The organism is uncultured Litoreibacter sp. (assembly GCF_947501785.1).
In the GTDB taxonomy this organism is placed as follows: Bacteria; Pseudomonadota; Alphaproteobacteria; order Rhodobacterales; family Rhodobacteraceae; genus Litoreibacter.
This window is the reverse complement of sequence record NZ_CANMXB010000001.1, coordinates 2,370,663-2,395,456: the sequence shown is the minus strand read 5'-3', so window position 1 is coordinate 2,395,456 and position 24,794 is coordinate 2,370,663. Positions and strand designations below refer to the sequence as shown.

Genomic DNA, 24,794 nt, shown 5'->3' with positions numbered 1-24,794 from the left:
CTGATAGCTGCGTTCTATTGCAATGCAGGAGCCGTATCATGGAGCTGATTTCCCTCATTGGTCCGGGACAACTTTGGATCTTTTTCATTCTGGTGCTGGGGATTATTGCCTTGCCCGGCTCTGACATCGCATTTGTCATTGGCAATACGTTGGCGGGCGGTCGCAGCAGCGGCATGGCAGCCCTCAGCGGCATCGTTTTAGGCGGGATCGCGCATAGTCTTATGGCCTATCTCGGGATCGGCTTGATATTGCAGGCCGTGCCAGGTGCGTTTTCGGCGATGCTGTTCTTGGGCGCGGCCTACCTGGCCTGGCTGGGATATCAACTCCTAAAAGCCGAGCCAGGACCCCGGTCTGAGCACAATGCTACGGCGCGTTCGCGTATTGCCACAATGGGACAAGGGATCATCACCTGTCTGCTGAATCCCAAAGCCTACTTTTTCATGTTCGCGGTATTTCCCCAGTTTATCCAACCCGAAAAGGGTTCGTTGGGGATGCAAGTGATCATCCTCGGTATGATCATCTCCTTCGTTCAGATCGCAATCTATGGCGGTAGCGCATGGGCGATGTCCAAACTGACCAGAAAATTAGGCGACGGCAGAACACTCGAGGTCAAACTAAGCCGCGCGATGGGCGTATTTCTTATCCTGATCGCCTCTCTAAGCATCGCGCGTGGGATATGGGGCGGTTGATCGGCGTACCCGGTCTGTCGGGTCCCTCGCACCCAAAGTTCGGCCCAAACCGGACGTTGGCCTTGGTCGCGGCGCCGCGATGCAGCTTCCGCAAAGCGGACCTCGGCGGCAGAGCGCAGCATTCAAGCAAGCTGGATGACGGCATCGCGGGACAAAACTGCCGTTCATTGACCAAGTCCAAATGTCCGCAAATGTACGGCTCAGCGAGTTCAGACCGAGCTATGATTGGATCGCGGTATCGTCAACTTGCGCGATGCCGTCCGTTTGAGAGTGCATGCTGAACTTGAACCATTTCCGGAACGTTTTTATCAGTCGCTGATCTCCACTCATGAAGAAGCTCCCGTCTTCCACGGCGCGCTCAAATGACCTGCGACCAAGGTAGAAGCCCGTCATCACCGTGACTTCTGTTTCAATGTATAGATCGACATCGAACCCCGGATCACTGGCACATAACTCAACCGTCTCGCCCGGCTTGGCAATGAGCCAATAGGTCGATGCCGGGGAGGTGGCATCGGTGAAATTGAACCGCATGACATTCTGTCTGGTGGGCAATTCATCCAGATCAACCTGACGCCGGACATTCCACATAAGCAGATCGGCATCCCGATCTTCCAGCGCAATTTCCGCCTTGATGTGACATTGTGCCCATTTGGCAAGCTCGGTCAGCACCGTGTCCAGCTCCGCTGCTTTGTCGGTGCGAATATAGTCGATTTTACCAGTTGCGGGGTCCTCGACGCGCTCTAGCAGTCCGTTCTCCTGCATTTCTTTCAGGCGTTTGGTCAGCAGTGTCGGTGAGATGCCCGGCAGTCCGCGCCTGATCTCGTTGAACCGCGAAGAGCCCCCCCAAAGTTCACCCAAAATCTGGATCGTCCAGCGCGGCATCAAGACTTCGCAGGCCTTTGAGGTGGGGCAATATAGACCATAGGGTTTGGTTGTCATGGGCGAGGCTCCCTGAGCGTGCATATGTGTTCGTTGAAGCATACCGCCACTGCATACTCATGAACTAGTACACATTCTGTACCGAGAGCAGTCCACATTCTACACTGACCCATAGCAGCGGCGACGTGTGAGATTGAGTGATCAGAACAACGAATGCAAACCCAAGGAGAAATCAGATGACCTTCATTTCGCAAACCGCTCCGCTGGACCTGACAGGAATGACCGAGACGTTTTCGAGGCTGATCCAGGCCCCCGCATCGATGGTTCGCACGTTCTTTGATCGTCGGGTAATGAAAGCGAGTCTCGAACAACTTTCCGACAAGCACCTCAGAGACATCGGCCTGACCCGGAACGAAATATCTTCCATCGCCCACACGCCGCTGCCTTCCCATGGCGCGCTCGAACTCTCCTGCATCTGTAAGTCACGAGCTGGCAGTTGGTAACTCGGATTCAGCAATCAACGTTAGCCGCGTTGCGCTCTGTCTGGACTTCGAGGCTCAACGCAGTCCATTTAGCAAACGTTCTACTATCGGAGGCGAGGCCATGGCGACAGGAAAAAACTAAACGGAACACTCCGGAGATTCATTGAAAAGCAGCCCGTCTTCTTCGTGGCAACGGCAGATCAGACCGGACGCGTAAATGTTTCCCCCAAGGGGCTGAATACGCTCAGGATCGAGGATGACAATCGGATTGTCTGGCTCAACCTGTCCGGCAGCGGCAACGAGACCGCCGCCCACGTTCAAGCAACTGGTCGCATGACACTCATGTTTTGCGCGTTCGAAGGTAATCCCATGATCCTTCGCGTTTATGGCCAGGCGAAAACCTATCTTCCACGCGACGCCGAGTGGGAGACGCTGGTTTCCAGATTTGCCAAAATGGGCGGAAGCCGCCAAGTCTTTGATTTGGACATCGACCTTGTTCAAACATCGTGTGGGACGGGCGTGCCCGAGATGGATTTCCGCAGGTCCCGTGGCGAAGAGGATCTGGAGCCCTACTACGACGGATTGGGGCCTGACGGCGTCAAAGACTACTGGCAACGCAAGAACCGCGAAACGATTGACGGACGGCCTACCGGCATTTTTGAGGACTAAAGGGAGCTTCCAAAGCAGCCCTTGCTGCCACGCGCAGCATCGGTGATGTCTGGCTCTTGGTTGCCATCGGGTGCAGCGCGGCATTGCCGCTTCCACTATACAAACCGCCCTCACAGACGGCCCTAGGCTGCCTTTACCCGGTCAGATAGATGCTGCGGTGCAGGCCGTCAAACCAGCCATTCGGTCACTTCGTTTCTTCCTATGATTGGTAGACGAAGGGTTCTTGGCCTTGGCGTTAGACAGGAGTTAGATCTAGTGCGATGTTTGTCGGCATGAAGAAATGCAACAGAAAGCCAGCTCAAGAATGAGCCTCGGAACCATTCAGATTGAGAACAGCCTTTCGGATCACGATGTCGACTTTCAGTGTGTTCCCGCGAACGAGAGCGAACGCCTTAGGAAACAGTGGTTAAACTGCTATGCAGCGAGAGTGAAAAAAGAGACTGGTGCTTGGATTCACAATCGCTTTCGGTGGCATGGCTTTAGCTATGGACTTCAAGCCGCTGTTGCAGGGTTGGATGCGACTATTGCCTATCAAGCCTTATGGCCGGCGCCCTATTTTGTTTTCGAAGAGGAGAACACTTGGGCGTATGCTTGCACCTCTGACAGGTACCCCGACCTTACTTCTCTGCAAGCCGACATATATGTTGCGCACCATAACATGAACTGGACGATGGTCTTTACGCATGAACAACCAGAAATCGGACCGTATCTTGCCATGAAATCAAAGAATGTTAGCTGACGGCCCAAAGTCGCCGTTGAGACAAGTTTGAATAGCTGCAATGCAGCTTTCCCATAGCTGCCATTGATCAATGGCTTGATATCCTCTTTTCACTAAGATGCATTGATGGAACAACGCAGCAGGTGGCGTTCGTGTAGGGAGCAAAGACAGTGGTGGATCGGATTGAAAAGATCGAGGATGGTATAGTGAGAAAAACTGCAGAGAGATATCCTCGCGGCGGAGGACATTTCTTTGAATGCTTCGAGCCAGGTCAAACAATGAACCCAGTCTGGCCAAGCTCGCTGGACGATGTGGCCGATTTCCTTCTTGAGGTGCCGAACCGGCGCGTGCGGATGAAACCTGGTGCGGCCATGACATCGAGGCAAATTTTCATCGACGGAGAACCAATCTGATATCTCGGCTCATACCCGACCTTCGCCATTAGACGCGTATGCTGCGACGCGGCATCTAAAACCGGACATTCGATGAGGCTGCCGTTCACAAAACCAATGGGTTAGCGCAGCCTGATAGCATACCAATTTCTGAGAAGAACAATAGGCTACCGCTTAGACGCACAAGAGCAGATGCTATTTGAAATTAAATTTGATCAAAGCACCTGCGCTAATGTTCTCTGCACTGACAACGCCCCCAAACTGTGATGCGACCTCGGACGTAATGCTCAGTCCCATCCCTGTCCCACCACTAGAGCGCTTTGTGGTGAAGAATGGCGTCATGATTTTGGCGATATTAGCCTCAGAAATGCCAGTGCCGTTATCCTCCACCCGCATTTCCCGGGTGGCGTTATCATACGTGATTAATACTGCGTTGGCATCATGTTCGCACGCGTTCTGAAGCAGGTGGTGCAGGCAGATTTCTGCTCCTTCCTTGGGTATTGGCAGCAACGCATCGACATCGCCTTCCAACTTTATTTCCAGCTCATCGAAAACCGCATTCAGCTGTGGGTGCAGCGCACTTAACTGAATTGGGGTTGGGTCAAAGCGGGTTTGACCTGCCACCATCTCTCGCATTCGAATCAAAAGCTGGTCCATCCGCGCGGCGTCCTTGCCGATGGTGGTGGCCAAGGCGACCCGCCGATCTGCAGAGACAGGATCGCCCTGCAGCAGCTCAGCCGCCCCTGCTATCGAAGTAACAGGTGATTTTAATTCGTGGGTGGCATGTTTGGTATAAGTCTCCAGCGCCGCAGATTTAGCTTGGAGCGCGGCCCCCATATCCATCAAGCTTTGACCAAGCCCCGCAAGTTCCTTTACGCCATAGCTTGGCAAACTACCTTCGGTTTCCCCTTTGGCTATCCGGCTGGCCTGCTCCTGCAACTGGGTCAAGGGCCTGGTTAGAAATCGCCAGAGGAAGACGCCAATCAGCGCCGCCGACAAGGTCACGGCCGCCAGCAGCCACAGCAGCGCACCTCTTTGTTGAAGCAGGTACTTATTCAGATTGGACGGTGTTCTGGACAGGTAGATCACCCCGACCACTCTGTCGGCGACTCTGACTGGGTGCGCCACGTAGACACGAAATTTGGTGTCCCGACTGAGTGATTTGAGCGAATGGCGATTAAATTCATCCTCCCGCCAACGTGTAGCAGAGGCAACATCACCAGCTAAAGCACTGGCGACCTCAGGAACATGGCGGAGACTGCCCCTATCCATGCCAGAGGCCGCGATTATCCGCCCTTGGTGGTCCAGTGCGAGAAAGCCAACCAATGTCGATTTCTGAGCGGCCTTTGCCAACAGCGTCAAGTCATCTGACAGCGCCTCATGGACCGGGTGCCGAGGTGCCGCTGAGGGCTTCGGGTCTGGCCGGGGAGACTGGATCGTGCTGCGGCCTGAGTTCAGAACAGGATCAATGGGGTGCCACCTCCTTTGTAGCCACTCTATTTGCTCAGATGACAGCACCATTCCAAATGTCGGGTCGGATTGGTGGGTTTGGAAGGCTTGACCATATACCTCACTATAGATGGCGGCCTGGGCGTAGAGGTTCGCCTCCGTTTGCTGCACGAATTGATTGCTGGTGATGCGCGCGACAGTCAATGCCACGAAGGGCAGCAGCACGAGAACACCAACCACAAGCGCGATCAAAACCGCGAGTGACGGTCGCCATTTGTCGCGCACCTTCATTTCGCGCATGTGCCCAGCCGCAACCCTATCCCATGGATTGTTCGGATCAGGTCGTCATATCCCAATTTGCGTGCCTTCTGGCGCAGGTTGCGTACATGGCTGTCGATGGTCCGGTCGGACAATTGCGAATTGTGGCCATAGACTGCGTTGATCAACTGGTCTCTGGTGAAAACCTGATCGGGATGGGACACAAATGCCTTGAGGACAGAAAACTCAACCCCTGTCAGCTCAAACTCCTGCGCGCCCAAGATGGCCTGATGCGCCCTGTGGTTCAGCAGCAATTGGCCATGGCAAGATTGTTCTTCGGGCTCGCCTGCGCGGGTACGGCTGAGGATGGCCTTGATCCGCAGCACCAATTCGCGCGGGCTGAATGGCTTGGTGACATAGTCGTCGCCGCCAAGCTGGAAGCCGAGAACGCGGTCGATCTCGTCGTCGCGGGCCGTTAGAAACAAAACAGGCACCTGACTGAATTTTCGCAAGGCCTGACAGGTCTCGAACCCGTCCATCTCAGGCATACCAATATCGAGCACCACCAGATCACAAGGGTTGCGGCGTTGCGTGACCAAGGCAGCCGAGCCATTTGCCGCCTCATGAACTTGCATTCCCGCATCACCCAGAGCCATGGCAATAACCGACCTGATGCTGGCATCATCATCGACAACTAGAACATCCGTTTTCATACCCCGTCTCCTCAATCGTATTGGTAGAGGTTGGGCCGCCGCATGTCATCAATCTGCGATGGTGCCGCGCGTGTTTCCAACTGGTCATATGCGATCAGGGACCCATCCAATCGCGCCTGACGCCGGCTCCAATCACGCCAACCTTCAACCTGAGGAGACCAGCTATGTCTGTAAGGCAAGCAGTGTTTCGATCCGCCGTCCTTGCCATAGGTCACGACCGCTTGAATGCCGTCGCGCGTGTCCGTGCAGAGGTAGCTGACATCAAGTTGACCGTCGTTCTGCGCGATGTTGGTTTTGGCGATAACATAAGCAAAATTCACGAAACAGCAGATATAGAGCGTACTCAGCACAATGCCCGCGAACATTTTGGTCACCCAAAGGTTAGATCTGTACCGCCACAGCTGCCAGAGCAGTAGCATCATACCTGTCATAACGAGCCACATCCCGATCAGAGCCCGCAGTCGCAGATAAGTCAAACCATAGACATCTATGTATAGGTCCAAACGCGCAAGCGACGAGCCCACCAAGAATAGATTCTGCACGACCCAGACAATCAGCAGGACCCGCAGCCACGCAGAGCTTTCAAGATATCTGCGGGACATCACGGCAAAGACCCCGGCCAGAACAGATGTCCCCATCAGTGGATAGGCCCCTTTATGTGCGTATGTGGCATAGGTCATGCCTTCAGGAAGCGCGATACCCCCCCAAAGAAACGTCACATCAGCCGCGTTTTGAAGCAGGAACATGATGTTAAACATCAGCAACGAATTCGTGATGGATTGCGCGTTGATCAAACGCCCATCAAAATCGAACTGACCTTCAAAGGGCAACGCCTGCGCCGACAACTGCTTCGCCATTTGGCGAAACAATACAAATGGCAAGACCAGCGCGGCAACGACCGCCCAGAACGTCAGACGCCGAAACGAGTCCAATGAAAGCTCGATTTCAAACAAGCTGTCAGCCCAGTTTTCCAACACGGGATTGGCCGCGAGAAACAGAACCAAGAACACGCTTCCCAGGCCAATGGGAAGCACCCAACCTGACATCGTATCCTTGCGGATGACCATATGACGCCGGTTCGACACCGAACCACCAATTGCCAGACATGTTTTAAGCACAAAATCCGGGATAAGATAACTTAACCGCGCAATGCCGCGCATAACGCCGATCAACGGAGAACGGATCACCATCCAGACGAGAATGCCGAAATGACCTAATCCCAAGAACAAGACCGAAATCAGCTGGACGTATTCGAGGACCGGCAAGGCGCTGGCAAACCAAAGCGCAGTAGCCACAGCCCATTCTGCAAGCGACATCACTGGGCGGAGACTTACGACTGCCGCAACTCCCAGCGCCGCGCTAAACAGGAAAAGCGACAATCCGACGGAATGCTTCCAAAACAAGAAATCGGCCAGCAGCACCAACCCTACGACCATCAAAAACCGCTTTGCGTCCAAGATGGATTTGTCCAAAACCCTGCCGTCGACCGGATTGCCGGTTACGGCCCCGTCACTCGCGCTCGCCATCCACCAACCGTCTTGTTTCAAAGAGGTCGGTACACCCCGAATAACCAGTTCGCCCATATCTGTGTCTCCTAATCTTCAGATGGGTTCTGACTAGTTGGCTAAAATGCAGGAGATGAGGTACGTTCGTGCAGAACTAAATTAGATCTCATACGAATAGCTAAGAGTTGCGGCAATGGAGCCCATGCCAAGGCAAAATACCGCTGACCATGACCGGCCCAAAGCTGCCGTCCGCACCTTACCAGGGGTGCTGCAATGCGGCCCGTCTTTTCAGCCATTCGCTGCACCAGCAAAGGGCCTTAGGCTATTTGAGTTTCCAGATTCTTTGACCGGTCCTTCAATTTGAAGCACAGTGCTGACATGGCATCGCTTACTCAGATTGAACTGCTTCTCCCGGAATTTCGGGCCTATGCGATCGCTATTTGCGCGTCTCCCGATGATGCCGAGGACCTCGTTCAGGACGCCATTGAGCGGGCGCTGAGAACCAACAGCCGCCCAACGGTGCTTGATGAGCTGAGACCGTGGATGTTTCGGGTGATCCGCAACCTGCATTATGATGAACTCAGAAAAAGACGTGTGCGCCGGGAATATTTAGCGGCGGAGAAACGTCTGTCTGATGAAGCAGGCACATCGGATGCTGCACGAGACATCCTCATTCGCATGGCCTTCGAAAAACTGTCTCCGGACATGCGCGAAGTGCTGTGTCTTGTGGACATAATGGGATTGAAATACGCCGAAGCGGCAGAAGTGATGAATGTCGCGAACGGGACGGTCATGAGCCGGATCAGCCGCGCGCGAAAAGCCCTCTTGACGCTGGTCGAGGGGACGCGCGCGCGCGACGAAATCGAGAAAAGCAGAAGATGAACGAGTTGAACGAGAACGACTGGGAACTGATCAACGCCTATCACGATGGCGAGTTGGGTGACGCGGAGCGCCGGACCCTGGAGTCGCGCCTCGCGTCAGAACCGCTGCTTGAAGAGGCCTTGAGGGATGTGTCGAGTGTATCGGCGAGCCTCGGTGCCCTGCGTCCGGATACTCAGCAGATTTCATCTATGCAGCCAAAAGCGCCAACGAACCAGAACGCGCGACCGACGAGGTGGCTTATTGGAGGGGCCGTCGCAGCAGCGATTGCTTTGGCCGTTGCTGTTGGTCCTCAGGTCTTCAAAGAACCGTCGGCCTTCGACATTCACGCCAATTTCGCGGCGCAATCATTCACAGTTGAAACGGGAGACCTACGCGCGGTTGCAGCCGGGCAGATTGCAGATGTCCCCGATCTTGCGAGTGCGAATTTGACGGCGGTCGCGGTGGAAGACGCAAGCGACGGCCTTGTCACCCACTATGCGGGTCGCAATGGGTGTCGTCTCACTTACTTCCGAGGAACATTTGCCGTGGCTGAACTCAGCCCCTCGGCAAGACTGCAGGTTGCCGAGTGGTCTACGGAAGACAACATCCGGCATATGATCGTCGCAACCGGCATGGACCAAGGGAAGTTCAACGCTATTGCGGCGTATTTGACCCTGGCAACCCGACAGCAAGCCAATGAACAATTGATGGCTTCATTGGTCGAAACAACCGCAAAGGCAGCGCGCTGCACCTGAAGAAACCCGGTTCACGAAAAACCGGGCCTTTTCCATGGTGCACAAAGAAATGGCCCAGTGTCACATGTGCGAGCTTGAACTCAGCAATTTCTACTGAGATGTCGCGGCGTTGGTAAGCTTGTCCAGCGCACCTGTCATACGCGCTATGTACTCTGCGCCCGCATCCAAACCATGCGCCGCTGCAAAGTCAGCAGGTTGGCGGTAGGCTAGATGGGTTGAACCACTTTCATCCTGAAAAATGACCACTCGCAGCGGCAAATCGAGGCCAGACGTCTGATTGTCCTGCATCGCTGGTGTGCCGATTTTGGGGTTTCCGAACATTAACATCACCGTCGGGCGAAGCTCCGCGTCAATACTTGCGGCACCTGCGGCATGATCAACGCGCGCGAAAAGGGTTGCCCCAGCTTTGCTGATTGCCGCTTCCAACCTGTTGGCGGTCGTTTCTACGTCATGAGCGCTTGGTTTTTTGATCAGCTCAGCAGCAAAACTTGCAAAGGGCAACACCGCGAACAAGGCGGCATAAATCATCTGTTTCATGAGGTATCCTTTCGGGTCTTAGTTTCTTGGATTGGGAAAGTTTGGTCTGTCGGTGTTATACTGTTCGGCAAGGTAGTCGAGGATCTCAGTCCTGTCCGGCTCTTCAATTTCGGACATCCCTTGTTCTTCGACCATCCACTCGAACATCTCATCCCACTCGTCGCGGGTCAGCCCCTGTTGAGCGACAATCATCTCGGAATGACAGGCAATACAGGCGTAGTAGGTAGTTTCTACTCCCGGTGCATCGAACAAGACGCCAAATTCGTATTCCTCTTCATCCTTAGCGGTCTCCACTGCGGCCTCGGTCGCACCGAGGGAAAGCGGATTTTCGGAGAACGTGTTCAGATAAGCGATCAGGTTCGCGCGGTCTTCTTCTTTTTTCAGCCCGGCAAAACTCATCTTAGTACCTTTGACCTCGGCCCTAGGTTTCGTGAGAAAGGCGTCGAGTCGCTCAAGCGTCCAATCTCCGCCGTACTCGGTCAGGGCGCTTGAATACTTGAAGCCGTCAACCGCAGCGACCGGCCCGCCGACACTGCCGTAGAGGTTGGGGCCAACCTTGTTCTTGTCGCCTTGTTCGACGGTGTGGCAGGCGGCACATTTCTTGAAGACTCGCTCTCCCTTTGACACGTCAGCTGCGGCAAGAGCCGCGTCAAGATCAGCAAAGGCAGGCGAGGCAAGGCCGAAGCCGAGCGCAATAAGAGATAGATTTCGCAAAGTTGCGAAGCACATGAGGTTACTCCAGTCCGGAAGTGTCGAGGGGCGGCTTCACGCCGCCCCGATATTGATCAGCTTGCGCGAACGCCCACGCGGTGCATGGTATTGTTCAGATAGCCTTTGGGATTCCAGTCGATAGCAAAGGGCTGCATCGTCCCTTCGCTGTCTGTCGCGCGCGCCCAGACCTCGTAATAGCCCGCTTGCTGGAACGTGACATTGGCGCGCCAGTTCTGCCAGGCCCCGTCATTGACCGGCGCGTCTAACTCAGCATCCATCCAGGTTGAACCGAAATCGGTCGAAATCTCGACCTTGCTGACGGTGCGATCACCTGACCAAGCATGGCCCCGCACTTCTGTCTCCATTCCTGTATCCGCGCCATTGGCCGGGAAAGTCACCAGCGATTTGACCGGCATCCTCTCGATGATCACGAAATCTTCCTTCGGAACGTCCTGCCCTGCGGAGACTGGGTAGGCCGGAACGCGATAGGCCGTTCCAGTCATCTTCGGGCCGTCGTGAACTTGATCGCGCAGCTCGATCCGGGTGAGCCACTTGTGTCCCGTCGAAGCCGGCCAGCCCGGGACGACGAGGCGCAACGGAGCGCCATTCATCGGGTGCAGTGCATCGCCATTCATTTCGAACGCGATCAGGATGTTGTCGGTCATCGCCTTGGCAATCGGCACCCCGCGCGAGATCGGTAGCTTGTCGGGATCGCCCGACAGGTGTCCGTCGGCACCGTAATGCGCGGTGTAAACCACGTTCGACTGTACGCCCGCCTTTTCGAGCACGTCCTTGAGGCGCACACCGGTCCATTCCGAACAAGCCACCGCACCGTAAGTCCACTGGTTGCCCTTGGCAGGCGGATTGAAGAAGCCGCGACCGTTACCGCCGCATTCCAGAGTCAGCGCCATCGTTACGACCTCGAATTGCTCACGTATGTCGGCAATCGTCAGTTCGAGCGGCGTATCGACGAAACCGTCGATGATCAGCGTCCAAGTAGCTGGATCGACATCTTCCGGCGGGATGCCGTTGTTGCGGATGAAGTGGCGGCTCGTGGGCGTGATCGCATCGTCAAGAAGTTCGGGCGGAGTCTCGGCATTCACCGGGCGATCGTTGAGCAACGTCAGCCCGTCTTTGCCGATCAGCACGTTCTCCTGCGCCATTGCGGCGGGCACAAAGCCGATAGGCATGTTGCGGTGGAAGGGGATTGATGTGCCAACCATCGCAGCCATTGTCGCTAGGCCGGTGCGCTTCAGAAACCCGCGCCGGTCCGGGTTCGCGACCCGTCCGAAAAATTCCTTGTCTGCTTTCTCAGGATTGTCTGCAAAAAATTCCTGAACCGAACGTTTCTTGTCCTCATCTAGAGCCATGTTTTCCTCCCTTGGCTGCTGGCGCGGTGCACAATCGCACACCGTCATTTGCAAGAGAGACGTACAGGGAGGGCGATTTATTCCGAGCGACTAGGTATTTTTCCTCGCCGCGCAGTATGACTAGTGTTGGTAGCTACAGAGATCCAACCGAATGCGGCATCGGGCAAGCCGGCCCTTACCGGTCATTCAACCAGTTGCCTCAATGCTGCGGTTGCAGCCCCCATAGCTGCCATTCGCTTCGGGCGCGAAATTTGAGCTTTGTCAAATTTAAGGATCAGGACGGCGCTACCGAAGCGCTCGGTGTGTGACTCAACGTCCACAATGCGCACTTCGAGTCCGCTGGCACACTGCTATTGCAGGGCCGCGGGCGATAGCCGGTGTTCCATCAACAAAAGTCCGACATCAGGTCGCACGCCTTATTGCAGCCGCCATGGCGTTGGCCAAGTCTCGGGGGGCGTTGTCACCGATAAAGATGGATCTTTTGAACTTTGGCAAAGGTGGAAAGTTGTCTTTGGACGTTAGTATTTTCATGTCTTCTTCGACGCTGTCTTGATAGATGACGCCAACTGCGAACCCGGCTCGGATCGCAGCCTTTTGGCTCATGATACCCGTACAGGCAAAGGCGACATTGTACGTGCGCCCTTGCTGATCCAGCGACACCTTTGGCAGCTCCGCCAACCAGCATCCATGGTCGATGATCGCAAGTGGCACGGGATCGTTTGCCTTGAGATAAAGCGTCTCGCTCGCGGCCCAGACCGCTTGTTGTTCGCGGAATACCTCGCCCGGGACGGTTGTGACCGCAGAGCAAACTGCAATATCCAACTTGTCCGCCCGGATCGCATCGGCAAAACCTGCAGTGCAGCCCGATGTCGCGACGACCTCGACATCCGGATTGGAGCGACGGAAGTCTGACAGAGCTTTTTCCAAGACGCCCTCGTCGAAATCCTCTGGAATACCGACCCGTATGCGACCGTTCAGAGGTTCGGCAAAGAGTGACTTGATCCCCGCGAGTTCTGCCAAGCTACGCTGTGCGGCGGGCAACAACTTTTCCCCGCTTGGCGATAAGGACATTCCTTTCCCATCACGCAGGAACAGCGATGCGCCCAACTCTTCTTCCAGTTTGCGCAGCTGCACGCTGATCGCTGATTGGCTTCGGTTCAACCGAGACGCGGCGAGGGTCAGGTTTTTGCAATCTGCAATCTCGACAAATGTCTTCAACAGGTTGCCATCGGTGAAGTAGCGTTCGTTTTTGTGCATTATATCGTTCGCATCATTTCATTTTATTAAACGTAGCGTGCCCCCTACATGTTGGTCAAGCAGCGACCATCCGAAAGGACAAGACGATGACCGACAAAGACCAAATCATTGCAACCGTGACGCACTATATTGAAGGCATCCGCGATGGAAGTGGAGCCCGTGTCGCCAAGGCGTTCTATTCAAGTGTTAATCTGAACTCGCTGGATGCGGACGGAAATCTTGTGCTGACCCCGCGCAGCGCGTTGGAGGCTTTGGCCGACAGCGGAACACTTCCCCCGAATACCAGCGAGATCACTGAAATCGAGATCAACAACGACATGGCACTGGTCAAAGTCACCATTGATCTGCCGACGTTCCAATTCTTCGATTTGCTCACCCTGCTGCGGCTGAACGTTGGTTGGAAGATCGTCTCCAAGACCTACACCACGGTCAACAAGTAAGGCCGAACGCTCAATTCTATAGGAGATACAGACATGGCATTCCGCAAGATCACAGCCGTTGCGATCATCATGACAACACTGGCGATGACGCCCGCACTCGCAGACATCACTGAGGCCCGCAATTTCTATCAGTTTGAGCCAACGGTTCTGACGTCTGGCCAGCCCAGTGCCTCACAATTGGCCGAAGCTGCAGACGATGGCATCGAAGTTGTGATCAACCTCGTCCCAGAATCTGAAGGCATCTACAACCCCGAAGAAGGGGAAATTCTGGCGGCTCAAGGTGTTGAATACATCCATGTTCCGGTTAGCTGGCGCGATCCCAAGGCAGAGGAATTTCAGACCTTTCTGAATGCGATGGACCGTGTTGGTGATCGTAAGGTTCTTGTCCATTGCTGGGCGAATGCGCGTGCGTCTGCCCTTGTGGCGGCGCATCGGGTTATTCGAGCGCCTGATATTCAAGCCGCCGAGCTTGAACAGCTGGAAACTATCTGGAGAGACGTTGCAGGCTATGACTTTGCCCGTGACACGGTTTGGCAGGACTATCTTGCAGACAACATCGCGGGGGCTGAACAATGACGCAAGGCCCCTTGATATCTGCAGACGACTTGAACACCGTCATTGATGCACCAAACGTGAAGGTCTTCGACGTGCGCGGCACTTGGGCATCGCCTGCGCGGGCCTTGCCGGACGACTATGATGCGGGACACATCCCCGGAGCCGTCTTTCTGGATTGGACCCGGCATTTCATCGCGCAGAATGTGGCACCCGGTTTGGCGCCTATCGCGGATGAAGCAGAGGCGCGCGCGTCCTTTGCGGCGCTTGGTATCAATGAGGGCGACCTTGTCGTGCTTTATGATGCGTCTTCGCACATGCATGCGGGCCGGATTTGGCTCGCCATGCGGCATTGGGGCTTTGACAACGTGCAAGTTCTAGATGGCGGTTGGACCCATTGGAAAAACCGGCGGATGCAAGTTTCGACGGCGTCGGCCATGCCCAAAACAGGCAGCTTCGTCCCCAAACATGTGCCCGGCCTTAAGCTTGATTTGGAGGCATTTCTTACGCTTCAAGACGACGCCTGTGTCATCGACGCCCGCGGGGCCGCAAACTACGCGGGAAACGCGGATGACCCACGTACTGGCCATATTCCGGGTGCATTGAATGTTCCGTTCGGCGCAGTGCTTGATCCGGATAGCGGCACATTTCTGGATGCCGACACGATCGTAGCGGTCTTGGATGAACGCGCACCTGATTGGGCCTCAAAGCCACTGATCGCGTCTTGTGGATCTGGGTACGCCGCCACGGTTGTCCTCTTGGCGCTCGCGAAAATCAAAAAGACAGGCATACTGTTCGACGGGTCTTTTGCTGTTTGGAAACAGGACCCGGACCGCCCTGTCGCGCAGTCGCACGGCTCCTGACAAACATCTTTCAGAATTGGAATTGCCCATGACCTCTGTTCTTCACGTGACGTCTAGCGTGCGCCAAAATGGCTCTTCGTCCCTCACGGGTGGCCACTTGGTCATCGAACGCCTGCAAGGGATACACGATACACTCACCGTCACCACCCGCGCGGCAAGTGATGAGGCCGCGTTTTTGACCGAAAACTGGGTCGGGGCGAGCTTCACTCCAGCCGATGCACGCACCGCTGATCAACACGCAACATTGGCGACGTCTGATGCGCTGGCACAAGAGCTTCTCGATGCTGACATTCTGGTCATCTCGGCCTCGATGTATAACTTTGGCCTACCTGCCGCGCTGAAGGCGTGGGTCGATCACGTGGCGCGCCCTGGCGTAACATTCCGCCCGGACCCGGACCAAACCTATGTGGGGCTCGCTACTGGCAAAACTGCGTATATTGTTGTTGCGACAGGCGAAACCCCTGTGATGGGGGACATGGATTTCGTATCGCCTTACTTGGTTCACGTACTTAGGTTCTTGGGCATTACGGACGCGCATGTCATCGCGGCGGACATGACCGTGGTGGATCCGGCGTCTTTGGATAGCCGGATCACCACGCAAATCGACGCCTTGTTTTAGGCGCTTGTCCAGCTCGGCCCAGAGCTGCCGTTGATCAACCCTCGGCCATGCTGCATCCGCAGCCCGCTTAGCGGACATTGACCCACGAGCGCAGCATTTCAGCAAATAGGATGACTGCATGGCGGGACGAAATGAACTTTTGCTACACCTGCGCGAATGGCTGCTTAGCGCCAGGCTGTCAGGCGCAAGCAAGTTGCCGCATCATCCGACAATGGCAAGACTTGTGTTGAGTTTAAAGTCCGCCAGTTATTCCAAACCCGAATAGATTGAGATTTTTGCATCTATCAGTGCACGGCAATTATCAATGCGCTGTTGCATGTCGTTCAGTCTGACCAGATGCTGTTTGAGCATCTCTAAGCGCAGAGCGCGCGTTTGGTCGCCTTCCCTCGCAAGCTCGGCGAAGCGCTTCATTTCAGCAAGTGGCATGCCGGTCGAGCGCAACCTTTCAAACAGCTTGAGCCATCGCAGATCTTTCGGGGAAAAGGCCCTGTGTCCATCCGGACCACGCTTGATTCTGTCCAATAATCCTTGCCGCTCATAAAAGCGAATCGTGTCGGCGTTCAATCCGCTTTCTGCTGTTGCCTCGGCAATCTTCATTCAAATTTCTTCCTTGCATTCAGTCCGGCTGCCCATGGCTTCTTCCAAAGCGGCGTTGTCTTCGTAAAAGCGGTAGAGCGCGATTTTTCCGTCGCGAAATTCACACATTACAGCCCAATGGCTTACAAATGGTCTCCCTGTCGTGCGAATGCGATGCTCGAAGCGTCCCGACGCATACCCCAATTCTTCGCTCTCCAGCGAGGCATCAATATGGAACTGTTGCGTGTCAAAGTGCGCGCGCAAACCCGAAACGAACTCTACCAATCCATCGTATCCCTCAAAGGTGCCGTAAACGGAGAGAGCATCGTAGGATTGCTCGCGGACAGCAATGAAGCGGACGTCGGGGGTCACCAGTTTTTTTGCTTGGTCAAGATTAGCAAGGCTGGACAGAAAATTGCGTATTCTTTCGGACATGAATTCACTCCTGGATCAACAGGGCCAAACATGTACCGACTTGGAGTAACTCCATGTCAACAACGTTTCATGGAAGAAAGTAAGGTTTGTACGAGCGTAGACCGTAGTTCTGTTGAAAGCCTTGTACAGGGCTTGTCTCCTGCTTGCGGACTGCGGCAGAAGTCGTCGCAAATGCTACCATTCCTGCAGTTTTGGACATTCGTTGCTCGCGCAGAATTGGCCGAATTGGGCTCAAATCGGACATCTGATCGTTTCAGTCAGGCGTTTACGACTGCCTAACGTCCAACAAGGTCGGGATCGCGGACTTTGCTGCCGCTCGAATAATTCACTTGAACGTCCGCTATCGCAGGGTCTCAAAGTTACCACACAACCCGACCGACTGGCCCGAAACCGAGCGGGCAGCCGGGGAGGCAAGGAACCACGCCAGTTCAGCGATCTCCTGTGGGTCGATCATGCGGCACATCGAGGCATTCGCAACTTCAGCTAGACGGGCTTCTTCAAGAGAGATGTTTGTGGCTTTCGCCTTTGCAGTCAAAACCGCATCCATGCGAGGGCCAGTTACCGAGCCCGGCAGGATCGCATTTACGCTAATGCCGTGTGGTCCCAGCTCCATCGCCAGCGTTTCTTTCAATCCAATGACACCCCATTTCGCTGCCGCGTAGGGACTTCGCATCGGCAGTCCCAGCCGACCGGCGGCGGATGACATTAAGATCACCGCACCAGCGCCTTGCGCCTTCAAATGAGGAATGGTGGATTTCAACAGCGTATATTGCCCAGTCAAGTTCACAGCGATTGTGCGGGACCAGTCGTCAGGGTCGATATCCTCAAGGTTTGACGTTGGGCCTGCAGTTCCCGCGTTGGCAATGACAGTGGTAACACCACTTAGACGCGAAACAGCATTTTTTACAAAGTTGTCCATTACGTCTGCGTCCGTAACATCACAGACCGTGGCGAGATCAAATTCGGCAGCGACCGCCGCGATCGCCTCCTCATCAACGTCGCAGATTGCGACTGACGCTCCGTTGGCGGCAAAATGGCGAGCAATGGCAAGGCCAATCCCATTTGCGCCTGCCGATATAATCAACCGCCGCTTCAAGACCGTTCCATTCTTAGAAGGTCGCGTGTCTCTTCCGGTGACATCACCGCACCACCAAGCGTATCGATAATCTCGGCAGCCTTAGTGACCAGTTGTTCGTTGCGCGCAGGGACGCCGCGTTTGAGATAGAGGTTGTCTTCGAGACCGACACGGACATGTCCGCCGAGCAAAACAGCCTGCGCTACCATCCGCAACTGATCGCGGCCGACACCAAAGGCGGACCAGATCACATCGTGCTCTCGCACCATGTCCGCCATCATTTTCATGGCAGCAGTGTCGGCGGGCGCACCATAGGGAACACCCAAACAGAACTGGATCATTGTCGGTGCATCGAACACGCCGTCCCTCAGGAGCTTCAGGGAATATCGCAGGTGCCCCAGATCAAAGACCTCAAGTTCGGGCCGAACCCCAAGCTGCCTGATCCGTTTTGCCCCGACCCGGATATAGTCGGACGTACTGACATAGACGAGATTGCCATCGCCCACGTTGTAGGAACCACAATCGAGTGTGCAGATATCCGGGCGCAGTTTTTTGACATGGGACAGTCGTTCGGTAGGGCCGATCAGGTCAGTGCCGTTCTGCAATGGCAGCGGGTCATCGCCTCCGAACACGGCATCGCCTCCCATCCCGGCCGTGAGATTGATGATTACATCACGGTTTCGATCCCTGATCCTTTCCACAACCTGTCGATACAGGTCATTGTCGCGTGAGCCTTCACCGGTGTCAGGGTCGCGAACATGCAGGTGGACAATCGCGGCCCCTGCTATGGCGGCCGCAAGCGCAGAGTCCGCGATCTCTTCGGGTGTGACCGGTACCAGCGGGCTTCGCTTAGGCCCGTCTCCGGCCCCCGTGATCGCGCAGGTGATAAAGGTTTTTGACACACGGGCCTCATAATGCTTTAGCGGAAAGGAACCCGTTCAACGCCGCGAGCGCGTTTTCGGGAGCTTCTTCGGGGATGAAATGCCCGGAAGGCATAGGCGCAAATTCAGGCAGCTCGCACCACCCGCGCCAGATACGCTCAACATCGAAGTGTTTTCCGACGACGCCATACTCCCCCCACATCACGAGGGTCGGGCAGGCGATCTTTTTTCCGGCCTCCCGGTCTGTCTGATCATGACGCCGATCAATGTGAAAGCCTGCACGGAAGCACTCGCACATCGCGGTGATAGCTTCCGGTGTCGTATTTGCTTGTAAGTAGGCCTGCAAGGCGAGCGCGTCGTAGTTCACTGCGTTATCGGACAACCCCATCAAGATAAGCTTTAGAAACGCCTCGGGGTCTCCGGCAATAAGGGTCTCCGGTACCGGGTGATCCTGCGTCAAGAACGAGAAGTAGAAATAATCTTGGGCGATCTGCGCGTTGGAGCATTCGTAAAAGTCGAGGGCTGGAATGATGTCCATCACGGCCAGTTGGGTAACGGCCTTGGGGTGATCTAGCGCCAAACGTCGGGCCACCCGGGCTCCCCGGTCATGAGCAACGAGGGCAAACTTGTTGTGGCCGAGGTTGTACATGACCTCCAGTTGTTCGGCTGCCATAGCGCGCTTCGTGTAAGCACTCTGTTCGGGATCGTGACCAGGCTTATGTGTTTCGCCGCGCCCCCGGATATCGGTCAGGACCACCGTGAAGCGGTCAGTCAGCTTTGGAGCAATCTGGTGCCAGCACAGATGCGTCTGCGGATCGCCATGCAGCATAAGTAGCGCAGGCCCGGTCCCGCCGACCACGGCAAGCACTTTGCCGTGAGCCGTCCCTATCCAGCGCCGCTCAAAACCCGGCAGTAGTCTTGCATCGGCCTCTTCAAAGATTGTCATTGATCCACGCCTTAAAATCCGCGACGGCAGCCTCATCGCGCTGGAAAAACGACCAACGCCCAATCTTGCTGACAGTCAAAAATCCGGCACGACGCAGCAGCTCCAGATGACGGCTCACGGTCGGCTGCGCCATGTCGAGCTTTTCGGTCAGCAGCGTGACGCAAACTCCGATTTCAGACGGCTTGCCCGTGATCTGATGCGAAAAATGAGTATCAGGTTCTGCCAGCCAGCTTAGGATGGAGAGCCGGACATCGCTTGCGAGTGCCTTGGATTGTTCGAGTCGATCGGTCATAGCTCAAATTACATAGTTAGAGAGCTATGAGTCAATGCAATTATTCGGCACTTCAGACGATTGGAACTTTGGAGAATACTGGAAAGCAGCCGTTGGGGCGGAGTGCAGCATTTTGACAAATTGGGCTCAAATCGGACATCTGATCGTTTCAGTCAGGCGCTTACGACTGCCTAAGGTCCAACAAGGTCGGCTTGGCGGACATAGTTACATTTGCCAGCTTCATCGCCAATGGCCGCTCTTCAAGAACCGCACTGGTGGCAAAATGCACTGCGGGCGGAATGTGGAGATTTGCTGCGGTTTCTCGGAAAGGGCGCATTTCTTCTAAGCCTACCTTGGCTTTGCGCTAGAAGTGACGCCCATACGTTTGGACTGCTTTCCAATTATGCGAGAACGTTTGCCGTTCTCCAACAACGTCCCGTCAACAAGAGAGAGGCGACGTATCGTTTTCCGTACTTTCCGCCGTATGCCTTCAAGCTTCTCTGGAGGCCGTGGCGATTTTTGGGATCAGGTATTCGTAGTGCTGATAGATCAGCATCTGGCCTGCATCTGGGATCACTTCAATGTCGATCCATGGATAGGAATCGCGGTATTCCGCGATGGTTGCAATGTCTGTCGCTGGATCTTGGCCCCCGTTGACGAACCAGACTTTGGTTTGTGCACAGTTCTGCATGAGATCCGTCCAGTCAGCCTCTGTCGCGAGGATTTCATGAGTGTAGGCCTGCGCGACATTCGTGGACTTACCCACAATCAATTGGGCATTCGCCATCAAGACCGGCAAAAGCGCATCATCCTCGAGCAATGCTGTATCGGCGGGTGAGCTGCTGTTCAGCTGCCGAAACATTTCTTTAGCGCCGAGGCGGCGCGCCATCACAACGGCCGCGCGAGTTGTGAACTTCAGCAGGTGCGGTGCGTGCTTGGCCGTGGACAAAAAGAAGCGGTGCCACTTGCCCATGTTCGCGTAGTGCAGATCACCAGCTAAGCAGGGCCGCGCGCACAAACCAATGATCTCGCTCACCTTCTCGGGGTGGTGAACCGTAAAATCCGCCGCGAATATCAGATCGTTGCCTTGGGTCAGGTAGGGAAGCCTGTCGATGCCGAGATGGTCCAGCAAGTGCAATGTGTCGTCTCGGGTCGATTCAAGCACATCGGCTTTCGGGTCGATGTTCTCACTGAGGCCATAGCCTGCGCGGATCGGGCAAATGATGCGCAGCCCTTGCGTGAAGGCCAGCTTTATCATCGGTTCGTGCCAACGCGCCAAGCCGTAGCCCATGTGCGAATAAAGCACCGGTGCCCCTGTGATTGGCCCCATGTCATGGTAATCCATGCGCCGCCCGTCCGGCAAAATCAGCGTCTTGAACGGTTTCCAGACCTCTGCGTGCAGCCAATCCGCTGGCACCAGAACAGGGCTTTCATCCGATTTGTCCGAAGATTGCTCGACCCCTTGGGACACATCACGCAAGGATATGACGAGGCGAATAACCTCGGACTGGGTGCGTGCGTTCATCTTGGCGAGGATGGATTTGATCTGCCCGCGCACCGTGCCTTCACTGGTGCCACGTTCTGCGGAAATGGATTTTGCGTCCAACCCTTCGACCAAGGCACGCACGACACCTTGTTCCGCTCCTGTAAGGTCAAATACCTCTTTCAACGTTTGCCCGAGCGCGGCCTGCCAATGGTAACGCGTGGTCACAACCAACGCATGTTCACTGTCGTCTTGGGTGGACCCTTCTAACTTGCGGACTTGAAACAAGGCCGGCGCCGATGTGCCGGACAGTTCAATTTTCAAAAGCCGATCCGGGCTGTCGGAGTTGCGAAACACGTCCTTCAAACTGGCTTGCACAATATCCAAGGCGTCAGCGGGCAGGTTCAACGCGCTCAGTGCAGCCCCTTCTTCGATGCCAAAGGCCTGTTCTGCACCAGCGTTGGCCGCGACGATGTGTAGGGCACGATCGACGATGAAGGCTGCCAGCGTGTCGAATGGGGTCAGCGTGGCCGTTAGGTCAGCACCGCTCTCGGCGGCGGCCCCTCGCTGTAAGAACGTTTCGGCCCGATCAAGATGCGCGCGGTATGCGGTGTCAAAACGATCAATCGATTCAATGGTTTGGCGCGCGGCCTGTGCATCCAGCCCCGCATCGTTCCACGCATCTACGAATGTGCCTAAGGAATCCGGATCGAGTGCGATATCATAAAGCTGATCAACGATCCCATCGGGGTTGATCTTCTTTTCTAAGTCATTTGTCATAACGAAAATTCCAATATGCAACCGGCCAACTCTCTACGGCAGGAACAGCACAAGCAATAGTTAACAGAAAAATGTGGTGTGTCTGTGTTCGCTAAGATCACATCATCGATCACAAACACACCAGTAGTCCGAAAGGGCCATCAGGAAGTACGCCCTTCGGCAACGCGAAACCGTTCGGTGTCAGGCCAAGGCCATCCATCCACCGCCAGCAACCAAAAGAGTTGCGAGAGACCGGTTCATGATCATCATGGATTGCTGAGAGCGCACCAATCGGGTCACCTGTTTTGCCAAACAGATCACCAGCACGGCCGCTGTGGCCTCAGCCGCGAAGGTCGCAAATGCAATGATCAGGTAGCCCGGCATCTGAATCTCCGTGATGTCCAGGACTTCTGGCAGAACCAGCGGAAACAAGACCAGCATATAGGGAGACAAGATGCAGGTCACAAAACCCGCCGTAACTGCCAGCCACAGGCCAGAACGGCGCGGTTTGACAGTTGTGTCAAAATCGAACCCGCCCTTCCAGATATCTCGCGCAATCCAGAGGATGTAGGCCAGCATGATGTATTTGCTGTAAGACAGTACCTCTGGTGTATTGCTCAGCCACACGCTCATGCCAAAACAAACAGCGGTCATGATCGTCAAGCTGCCCAAGGCCGTTCCAAATGCGAACCCGAACGCGCCTTTGACATCGTTACTGGCGGCACGGGTCATCAACAGCAAAAGAAGCGGTCCCGGCGCAATCGCGATTGCGATTAGAGTGACGAAATAGGAAAATGTATCTGCAAAGGTCATGACTGCACCTCTGTTTCAAGAGTGGCAGTCAAAACCCGGCGCGTGCTGGGCCAAGACTTCCAGACCCGCAACGACAACCCGACCAGACCGATGACGATCCAGCTGCATTGGATCAGCGCTGAAGCAAGGTTGAAGTCCCGCAGAAGGCTAACGGCGACAAGGGATGCGGCCAGCACATTGAGAAGCGTGTAGGCGCTGCTGTTGCCATCCAGCCAACCAAGCTGCACGGCACCGAACGCTGTGATGTAGGCAAAGAACCCAAGAACCCCGATGCTTTCGTAAGTCCCGAGGCTGGTTAGGTATTGAATGAAGTCTGACATAATTCTCTCTCTTCGATGTGATGACCAAAGACCTAGAGAGCGTCGGACGGGGCGGCATCTCCCATTTGGGAGGTGCGGTAGCAAAAGCTGACGTTAGGTAAGAGTTTCCATCCCCAAGCGGGCAAATTGCGATTGCGTGTTCGTCGAAGCCACGTCACGCTAAATCCAATCGGGCGAATTTTTTTAGCAATTATGATTGGAACGGCGAATGGGTTGGGTTTTCTGGGGTCTGTTGATCGTCGCGGTTTGCGTCATTGTTTTGGCCGTATTGAATGGCTTCATCGCACCGCTCAAAGTACATTTTAGAACCCGCGTTAGAGCACAGTTTGGCGCGCATGTCGTCGATCAAACAGATCAACCATTTGTCGGTCTTGCTTTGTCGGGCGGCGGTGCGCGTGCGGCCGTCTTTGGTGCCGCGGGCATGAAGGCCTTGCATGAACGCGGTTTGTTGTCGGCGGTGACACACGTGTCCAGCGTCAGTGGCGGCGGTTTTCCTGCGTCCTACCTCGCACTTCATCCGGTGCCGGACACGGACCCGGCAAACGATTACTTTGACCAGATGCAGGACGTTGTCGCACATGATTATTTTTGGGATGTGCAGATGGGGCAACTGCGCAAGCCGCTTCGGGCTTTCAGCCCGTCGCGGCGGTTGACGTCCTTGCAAGAGGCCCTTGCACGGCCCGATTTCATCGGGTCAGCAACAGTCGGCGATCTACCTGCCAACCGCAGCTTTTTCTTTAACACGGTTAGCTATGATACTGGACAGCGTGTCACCCTTGGCAACGGGGTTCTGCCGTCGCCTGATGATGCCGAAGCACCAAGCGCGCTGCCGCCCCGCCTGCGGTCCATGTCATTTTCCGAAATAGGTCATCTTCGCCCGACACCAGATGACTTTCCCGTAACCCTTGCCGTTGCCACGTCAGCGGCCTTTCCACCATATCTTGGGCCAACCACGATTGAGCTGACACAGGCCGATGGAAAGCCTCCGCAGTACTGGCATCTGGGCGATGGTGGTGTCTTTGAGAACCCGGGCGTTGAGACATTGCGAGAGGCGATCTACGCGCGAGGTCCGGGGCAGACAGCGACCATTTATGGGTTCAACGCAGGTATGCAGCTGGACAGCACCCTGTCCAAAAACACACTTGATATCAGCATTTGGAGCCGCGATGTCACACGTCTGGTGGACGTGCTGACCGTTTACGCAACATCGCATCGCGAAACGATGTTTGATGTGCTTGGTGAAAAGCACGGCATGAACATCAACTTTGTCGATTTCAACTACATGGATATCGCGCGGCTGACACAATCCGGCACCCCGCCGCACCCACGATGGCTTAGCTGGGATACCTGGAAATTTGCAACGCCAGCCGACCGTGCTCAAAGCGCCACGCCCGCAGAGCATCTGGCCAAGATACCCACCGCGTTCAAGATTTCGCGCAGCAACCGCGAATTGATTGCGGCTGCCGCAGAAGACCTTGTAGAGCTACATTTCCCCGCGGCGGCATCGGGCACGTAA

Annotated in this window: 29 protein-coding genes; 12 read left to right on the top strand and 17 right to left on the bottom strand. The window is 55.3% G+C overall.

Going from position 1 to position 24,794, the window contains the following annotated elements; genetic code table 11:
• Positions 1-38 precede the first annotated feature (38 nt).
• Entirely contained in the window at positions 39-689 is a 651-nt protein-coding gene (locus Q0899_RS12010; RefSeq protein ID WP_299193068.1) for a LysE family translocator, read from the top strand.
• A gap of 219 nt (positions 690-908) precedes the next feature.
• Here Q0899_RS12010 and Q0899_RS12005 read toward each other — a convergent pair whose 3' ends face one another.
• Complete coding sequence (locus Q0899_RS12005) at positions 909-1,628, bottom strand: helix-turn-helix domain-containing protein (protein ID WP_299193066.1); 720 nt, start codon at positions 1,626-1,628, stop codon at positions 909-911.
• Between the two features lie 176 nt (positions 1,629-1,804).
• On the opposite strand from Q0899_RS12005, the gene Q0899_RS12000 reads away from it, so the two are divergent.
• From Q0899_RS12000 to Q0899_RS11985, 4 genes are all read left to right on the top strand, one after another.
• Positions 1,805-2,071: a DUF1127 domain-containing protein gene (locus tag Q0899_RS12000; protein WP_298360645.1), complete on the top strand. Its 267-nt coding sequence runs from the start codon at positions 1,805-1,807 to the stop codon at positions 2,069-2,071.
• 141 nt (positions 2,072-2,212) lie between these two features.
• The gene (locus tag Q0899_RS11995) at positions 2,213-2,719 is read left to right on the top strand and encodes a pyridoxamine 5'-phosphate oxidase family protein (RefSeq protein WP_366942115.1); all 507 of its coding nucleotides are present in this window, start codon (positions 2,213-2,215) and stop codon (positions 2,717-2,719) included.
• 304 nt (positions 2,720-3,023) lie between these two features.
• The gene (locus Q0899_RS11990; RefSeq protein WP_299193063.1) at positions 3,024-3,458 is read left to right on the top strand and encodes a DUF4275 family protein; all 435 of its coding nucleotides are present in this window, start codon (positions 3,024-3,026) and stop codon (positions 3,456-3,458) included.
• A gap of 149 nt (positions 3,459-3,607) precedes the next feature.
• A complete protein-coding gene (locus Q0899_RS11985) occupies positions 3,608-3,850 on the top strand; it encodes a hypothetical protein (RefSeq protein ID WP_299193061.1) in 243 nt (80 codons plus the stop codon).
• A 174-nt stretch (positions 3,851-4,024) separates the two neighbouring features.
• Here the strand turns inward: Q0899_RS11985 and Q0899_RS11980 are convergent, their stop codons facing one another.
• From Q0899_RS11980 to Q0899_RS11970, 3 genes are read right to left on the bottom strand one after another with little or no spacing between them, the layout of a single operon-like run.
• On the bottom strand, positions 4,025-5,578 hold the full coding sequence (locus tag Q0899_RS11980) for an ATP-binding protein (protein WP_298362366.1): 1,554 nt from the start codon (positions 5,576-5,578) through the stop codon (positions 4,025-4,027).
• Positions 5,566-6,249 carry a response regulator transcription factor gene (locus tag Q0899_RS11975; RefSeq protein WP_299193058.1) on the bottom strand — a complete coding sequence of 228 codons (684 nt, stop codon included), beginning with the start codon at positions 6,247-6,249 and terminating at the stop codon, positions 5,566-5,568. The genes Q0899_RS11980 and Q0899_RS11975 overlap by 13 nt, the downstream gene beginning before the upstream one ends.
• Positions 6,250-6,260: 11 nt before the next feature.
• Complete coding sequence (locus Q0899_RS11970) at positions 6,261-7,670, bottom strand: DUF4173 domain-containing protein (RefSeq protein WP_299195362.1); 1,410 nt, start codon at positions 7,668-7,670, stop codon at positions 6,261-6,263.
• Positions 7,671-8,114: 444 nt separating this feature from the next.
• On the opposite strand from Q0899_RS11970, the gene Q0899_RS11965 reads away from it, so the two are divergent.
• Both Q0899_RS11965 and Q0899_RS11960 read left to right on the top strand, forming a co-directional pair.
• Entirely contained in the window at positions 8,115-8,636 is a 522-nt protein-coding gene (locus tag Q0899_RS11965) for a sigma-70 family RNA polymerase sigma factor (protein WP_299193056.1), read from the top strand.
• A complete protein-coding gene (locus Q0899_RS11960) occupies positions 8,633-9,370 on the top strand; it encodes a hypothetical protein (protein WP_299193054.1) in 738 nt (245 codons plus the stop codon). Before Q0899_RS11965 ends, Q0899_RS11960 begins: the two co-directional genes overlap by 4 nt.
• A gap of 90 nt (positions 9,371-9,460) precedes the next feature.
• Here Q0899_RS11960 and Q0899_RS11955 read toward each other — a convergent pair whose 3' ends face one another.
• The 4 genes from Q0899_RS11955 to Q0899_RS11940 form a co-directional block, all read right to left on the bottom strand.
• Positions 9,461-9,907 (bottom strand): DUF302 domain-containing protein, encoded by a 447-nt coding sequence (locus tag Q0899_RS11955; RefSeq protein WP_299193052.1) that lies wholly within the window; start codon positions 9,905-9,907, stop codon positions 9,461-9,463.
• 18 nt (positions 9,908-9,925) lie between these two features.
• Positions 9,926-10,636: a cytochrome c family protein gene (locus Q0899_RS11950; protein WP_299193049.1), complete on the bottom strand. Its 711-nt coding sequence runs from the start codon at positions 10,634-10,636 to the stop codon at positions 9,926-9,928.
• Between the two features lie 56 nt (positions 10,637-10,692).
• The gene (locus tag Q0899_RS11945) at positions 10,693-11,988 is read right to left on the bottom strand and encodes a sulfite oxidase (RefSeq protein WP_299193046.1); all 1,296 of its coding nucleotides are present in this window, start codon (positions 11,986-11,988) and stop codon (positions 10,693-10,695) included.
• A gap of 402 nt (positions 11,989-12,390) precedes the next feature.
• Positions 12,391-13,245: a LysR family transcriptional regulator gene (locus Q0899_RS11940; RefSeq protein WP_298299143.1), complete on the bottom strand. Its 855-nt coding sequence runs from the start codon at positions 13,243-13,245 to the stop codon at positions 12,391-12,393.
• Between the two features lie 86 nt (positions 13,246-13,331).
• Here Q0899_RS11940 and Q0899_RS11935 point away from each other — a divergent pair, with 86 nt between their 5' ends.
• The 4 genes from Q0899_RS11935 to Q0899_RS11920 are packed head-to-tail and all read left to right on the top strand — an operon-like array spanning position 13,332 to position 15,719.
• Entirely contained in the window at positions 13,332-13,685 is a 354-nt protein-coding gene (locus Q0899_RS11935) for a nuclear transport factor 2 family protein (protein WP_298362341.1), read from the top strand.
• Positions 13,686-13,718: 33 nt separating this feature from the next.
• Positions 13,719-14,261 carry a protein tyrosine phosphatase family protein gene (locus tag Q0899_RS11930; protein WP_299193043.1) on the top strand — a complete coding sequence of 181 codons (543 nt, stop codon included), beginning with the start codon at positions 13,719-13,721 and terminating at the stop codon, positions 14,259-14,261.
• A complete protein-coding gene (locus tag Q0899_RS11925; protein ID WP_299193041.1) occupies positions 14,258-15,100 on the top strand; it encodes a sulfurtransferase in 843 nt (280 codons plus the stop codon). Before Q0899_RS11930 ends, Q0899_RS11925 begins: the two co-directional genes overlap by 4 nt.
• 28 nt (positions 15,101-15,128) lie before the next feature.
• Positions 15,129-15,719, top strand: coding sequence for an NAD(P)H-dependent oxidoreductase (locus Q0899_RS11920; protein ID WP_299193039.1), 591 nt, complete (start codon positions 15,129-15,131; stop codon positions 15,717-15,719).
• Positions 15,720-15,965: 246 nt separating this feature from the next.
• On the opposite strand, the gene Q0899_RS11915 is transcribed toward Q0899_RS11920, so the two are convergent.
• The 9 genes from Q0899_RS11915 to Q0899_RS11875 all read right to left on the bottom strand — a co-directional run bounded on the left by Q0899_RS11915 (position 15,966) and on the right by Q0899_RS11875 (position 23,278).
• Entirely contained in the window at positions 15,966-16,316 is a 351-nt protein-coding gene (locus tag Q0899_RS11915; RefSeq protein ID WP_298362333.1) for a MerR family transcriptional regulator, read from the bottom strand.
• Positions 16,317-16,730: a nuclear transport factor 2 family protein gene (locus Q0899_RS11910; RefSeq protein WP_298362330.1), complete on the bottom strand. Its 414-nt coding sequence runs from the start codon at positions 16,728-16,730 to the stop codon at positions 16,317-16,319. It lies immediately after the preceding gene.
• A 340-nt stretch (positions 16,731-17,070) separates the two neighbouring features.
• Positions 17,071-17,826, bottom strand: a complete 756-nt coding sequence (locus tag Q0899_RS11905; RefSeq protein WP_299193033.1) for an SDR family oxidoreductase — start codon at positions 17,824-17,826, stop codon at positions 17,071-17,073.
• Positions 17,823-18,707, bottom strand: a complete 885-nt coding sequence (locus Q0899_RS11900) for a 3-keto-5-aminohexanoate cleavage protein (protein WP_299193031.1) — start codon at positions 18,705-18,707, stop codon at positions 17,823-17,825. Before Q0899_RS11900 ends, Q0899_RS11905 begins: the two co-directional genes overlap by 4 nt.
• Positions 18,708-18,714: 7 nt before the next feature.
• The gene (locus tag Q0899_RS11895) at positions 18,715-19,632 is read right to left on the bottom strand and encodes an alpha/beta hydrolase (protein WP_299193029.1); all 918 of its coding nucleotides are present in this window, start codon (positions 19,630-19,632) and stop codon (positions 18,715-18,717) included.
• A complete protein-coding gene (locus Q0899_RS11890; RefSeq protein ID WP_298362321.1) occupies positions 19,619-19,924 on the bottom strand; it encodes a metalloregulator ArsR/SmtB family transcription factor in 306 nt (101 codons plus the stop codon). Before Q0899_RS11890 ends, Q0899_RS11895 begins: the two co-directional genes overlap by 14 nt.
• 469 nt (positions 19,925-20,393) lie before the next feature.
• Positions 20,394-22,166: a LuxR C-terminal-related transcriptional regulator gene (locus Q0899_RS11885; RefSeq protein ID WP_299193026.1), complete on the bottom strand. Its 1,773-nt coding sequence runs from the start codon at positions 22,164-22,166 to the stop codon at positions 20,394-20,396.
• 180 nt (positions 22,167-22,346) lie between these two features.
• Complete coding sequence (locus Q0899_RS11880) at positions 22,347-22,958, bottom strand: LysE family translocator (protein ID WP_298361636.1); 612 nt, start codon at positions 22,956-22,958, stop codon at positions 22,347-22,349.
• Entirely contained in the window at positions 22,955-23,278 is a 324-nt protein-coding gene (locus tag Q0899_RS11875; protein WP_299193024.1) for a hypothetical protein, read from the bottom strand. The genes Q0899_RS11880 and Q0899_RS11875 overlap by 4 nt, the downstream gene beginning before the upstream one ends.
• A gap of 208 nt (positions 23,279-23,486) precedes the next feature.
• Here Q0899_RS11875 and Q0899_RS11870 point away from each other — a divergent pair, with 208 nt between their 5' ends.
• The gene (locus tag Q0899_RS11870; RefSeq protein ID WP_299193022.1) at positions 23,487-24,794 is read left to right on the top strand and encodes a patatin-like phospholipase family protein; all 1,308 of its coding nucleotides are present in this window, start codon (positions 23,487-23,489) and stop codon (positions 24,792-24,794) included.

Coding starts and splice junctions, on each gene's coding strand:
- Q0899_RS11895 (WP_299193029.1), bottom strand. CDS start 19,632: ATGACAATCTTTGAAGAGGCCGATGCAAGACTACTGCCGGGTTTTGAG.
- Q0899_RS11880 (WP_298361636.1), bottom strand. CDS start 22,958: ATGACCTTTGCAGATACATTTTCCTATTTCGTCACTCTAATCGCAATC.
- Q0899_RS11930 (WP_299193043.1), top strand. CDS start 13,719: ATGGCATTCCGCAAGATCACAGCCGTTGCGATCATCATGACAACACTG.
- Q0899_RS11960 (WP_299193054.1), top strand. CDS start 8,633: ATGAACGAGTTGAACGAGAACGACTGGGAACTGATCAACGCCTATCAC.
- Q0899_RS12005 (WP_299193066.1), bottom strand. CDS start 1,628: ATGACAACCAAACCCTATGGTCTATATTGCCCCACCTCAAAGGCCTGC.
- Q0899_RS11920 (WP_299193039.1), top strand. CDS start 15,129: ATGACCTCTGTTCTTCACGTGACGTCTAGCGTGCGCCAAAATGGCTCT.
- Q0899_RS11870 (WP_299193022.1), top strand. CDS start 23,487: ATGGGTTGGGTTTTCTGGGGTCTGTTGATCGTCGCGGTTTGCGTCATT.
- Q0899_RS11975 (WP_299193058.1), bottom strand. CDS start 6,249: ATGAAAACGGATGTTCTAGTTGTCGATGATGATGCCAGCATCAGGTCG.
- Q0899_RS11990 (WP_299193063.1), top strand. CDS start 3,024: ATGAGCCTCGGAACCATTCAGATTGAGAACAGCCTTTCGGATCACGAT.
- Q0899_RS11940 (WP_298299143.1), bottom strand. CDS start 13,245: ATGCACAAAAACGAACGCTACTTCACCGATGGCAACCTGTTGAAGACA.
- Q0899_RS12000 (WP_298360645.1), top strand. CDS start 1,805: ATGACCTTCATTTCGCAAACCGCTCCGCTGGACCTGACAGGAATGACC.
- Q0899_RS11875 (WP_299193024.1), bottom strand. CDS start 23,278: ATGTCAGACTTCATTCAATACCTAACCAGCCTCGGGACTTACGAAAGC.
- Q0899_RS11955 (WP_299193052.1), bottom strand. CDS start 9,907: ATGAAACAGATGATTTATGCCGCCTTGTTCGCGGTGTTGCCCTTTGCA.
- Q0899_RS11890 (WP_298362321.1), bottom strand. CDS start 19,924: ATGACCGATCGACTCGAACAATCCAAGGCACTCGCAAGCGATGTCCGG.
- Q0899_RS11950 (WP_299193049.1), bottom strand. CDS start 10,636: ATGTGCTTCGCAACTTTGCGAAATCTATCTCTTATTGCGCTCGGCTTC.
- Q0899_RS11915 (WP_298362333.1), bottom strand. CDS start 16,316: ATGAAGATTGCCGAGGCAACAGCAGAAAGCGGATTGAACGCCGACACG.
- Q0899_RS11910 (WP_298362330.1), bottom strand. CDS start 16,730: ATGTCCGAAAGAATACGCAATTTTCTGTCCAGCCTTGCTAATCTTGAC.
- Q0899_RS11945 (WP_299193046.1), bottom strand. CDS start 11,988: ATGGCTCTAGATGAGGACAAGAAACGTTCGGTTCAGGAATTTTTTGCA.
- Q0899_RS12010 (WP_299193068.1), top strand. CDS start 39: ATGGAGCTGATTTCCCTCATTGGTCCGGGACAACTTTGGATCTTTTTC.
- Q0899_RS11925 (WP_299193041.1), top strand. CDS start 14,258: ATGACGCAAGGCCCCTTGATATCTGCAGACGACTTGAACACCGTCATT.
- Q0899_RS11980 (WP_298362366.1), bottom strand. CDS start 5,578: ATGCGCGAAATGAAGGTGCGCGACAAATGGCGACCGTCACTCGCGGTT.
- Q0899_RS11885 (WP_299193026.1), bottom strand. CDS start 22,166: ATGACAAATGACTTAGAAAAGAAGATCAACCCCGATGGGATCGTTGAT.
- Q0899_RS11935 (WP_298362341.1), top strand. CDS start 13,332: ATGACCGACAAAGACCAAATCATTGCAACCGTGACGCACTATATTGAA.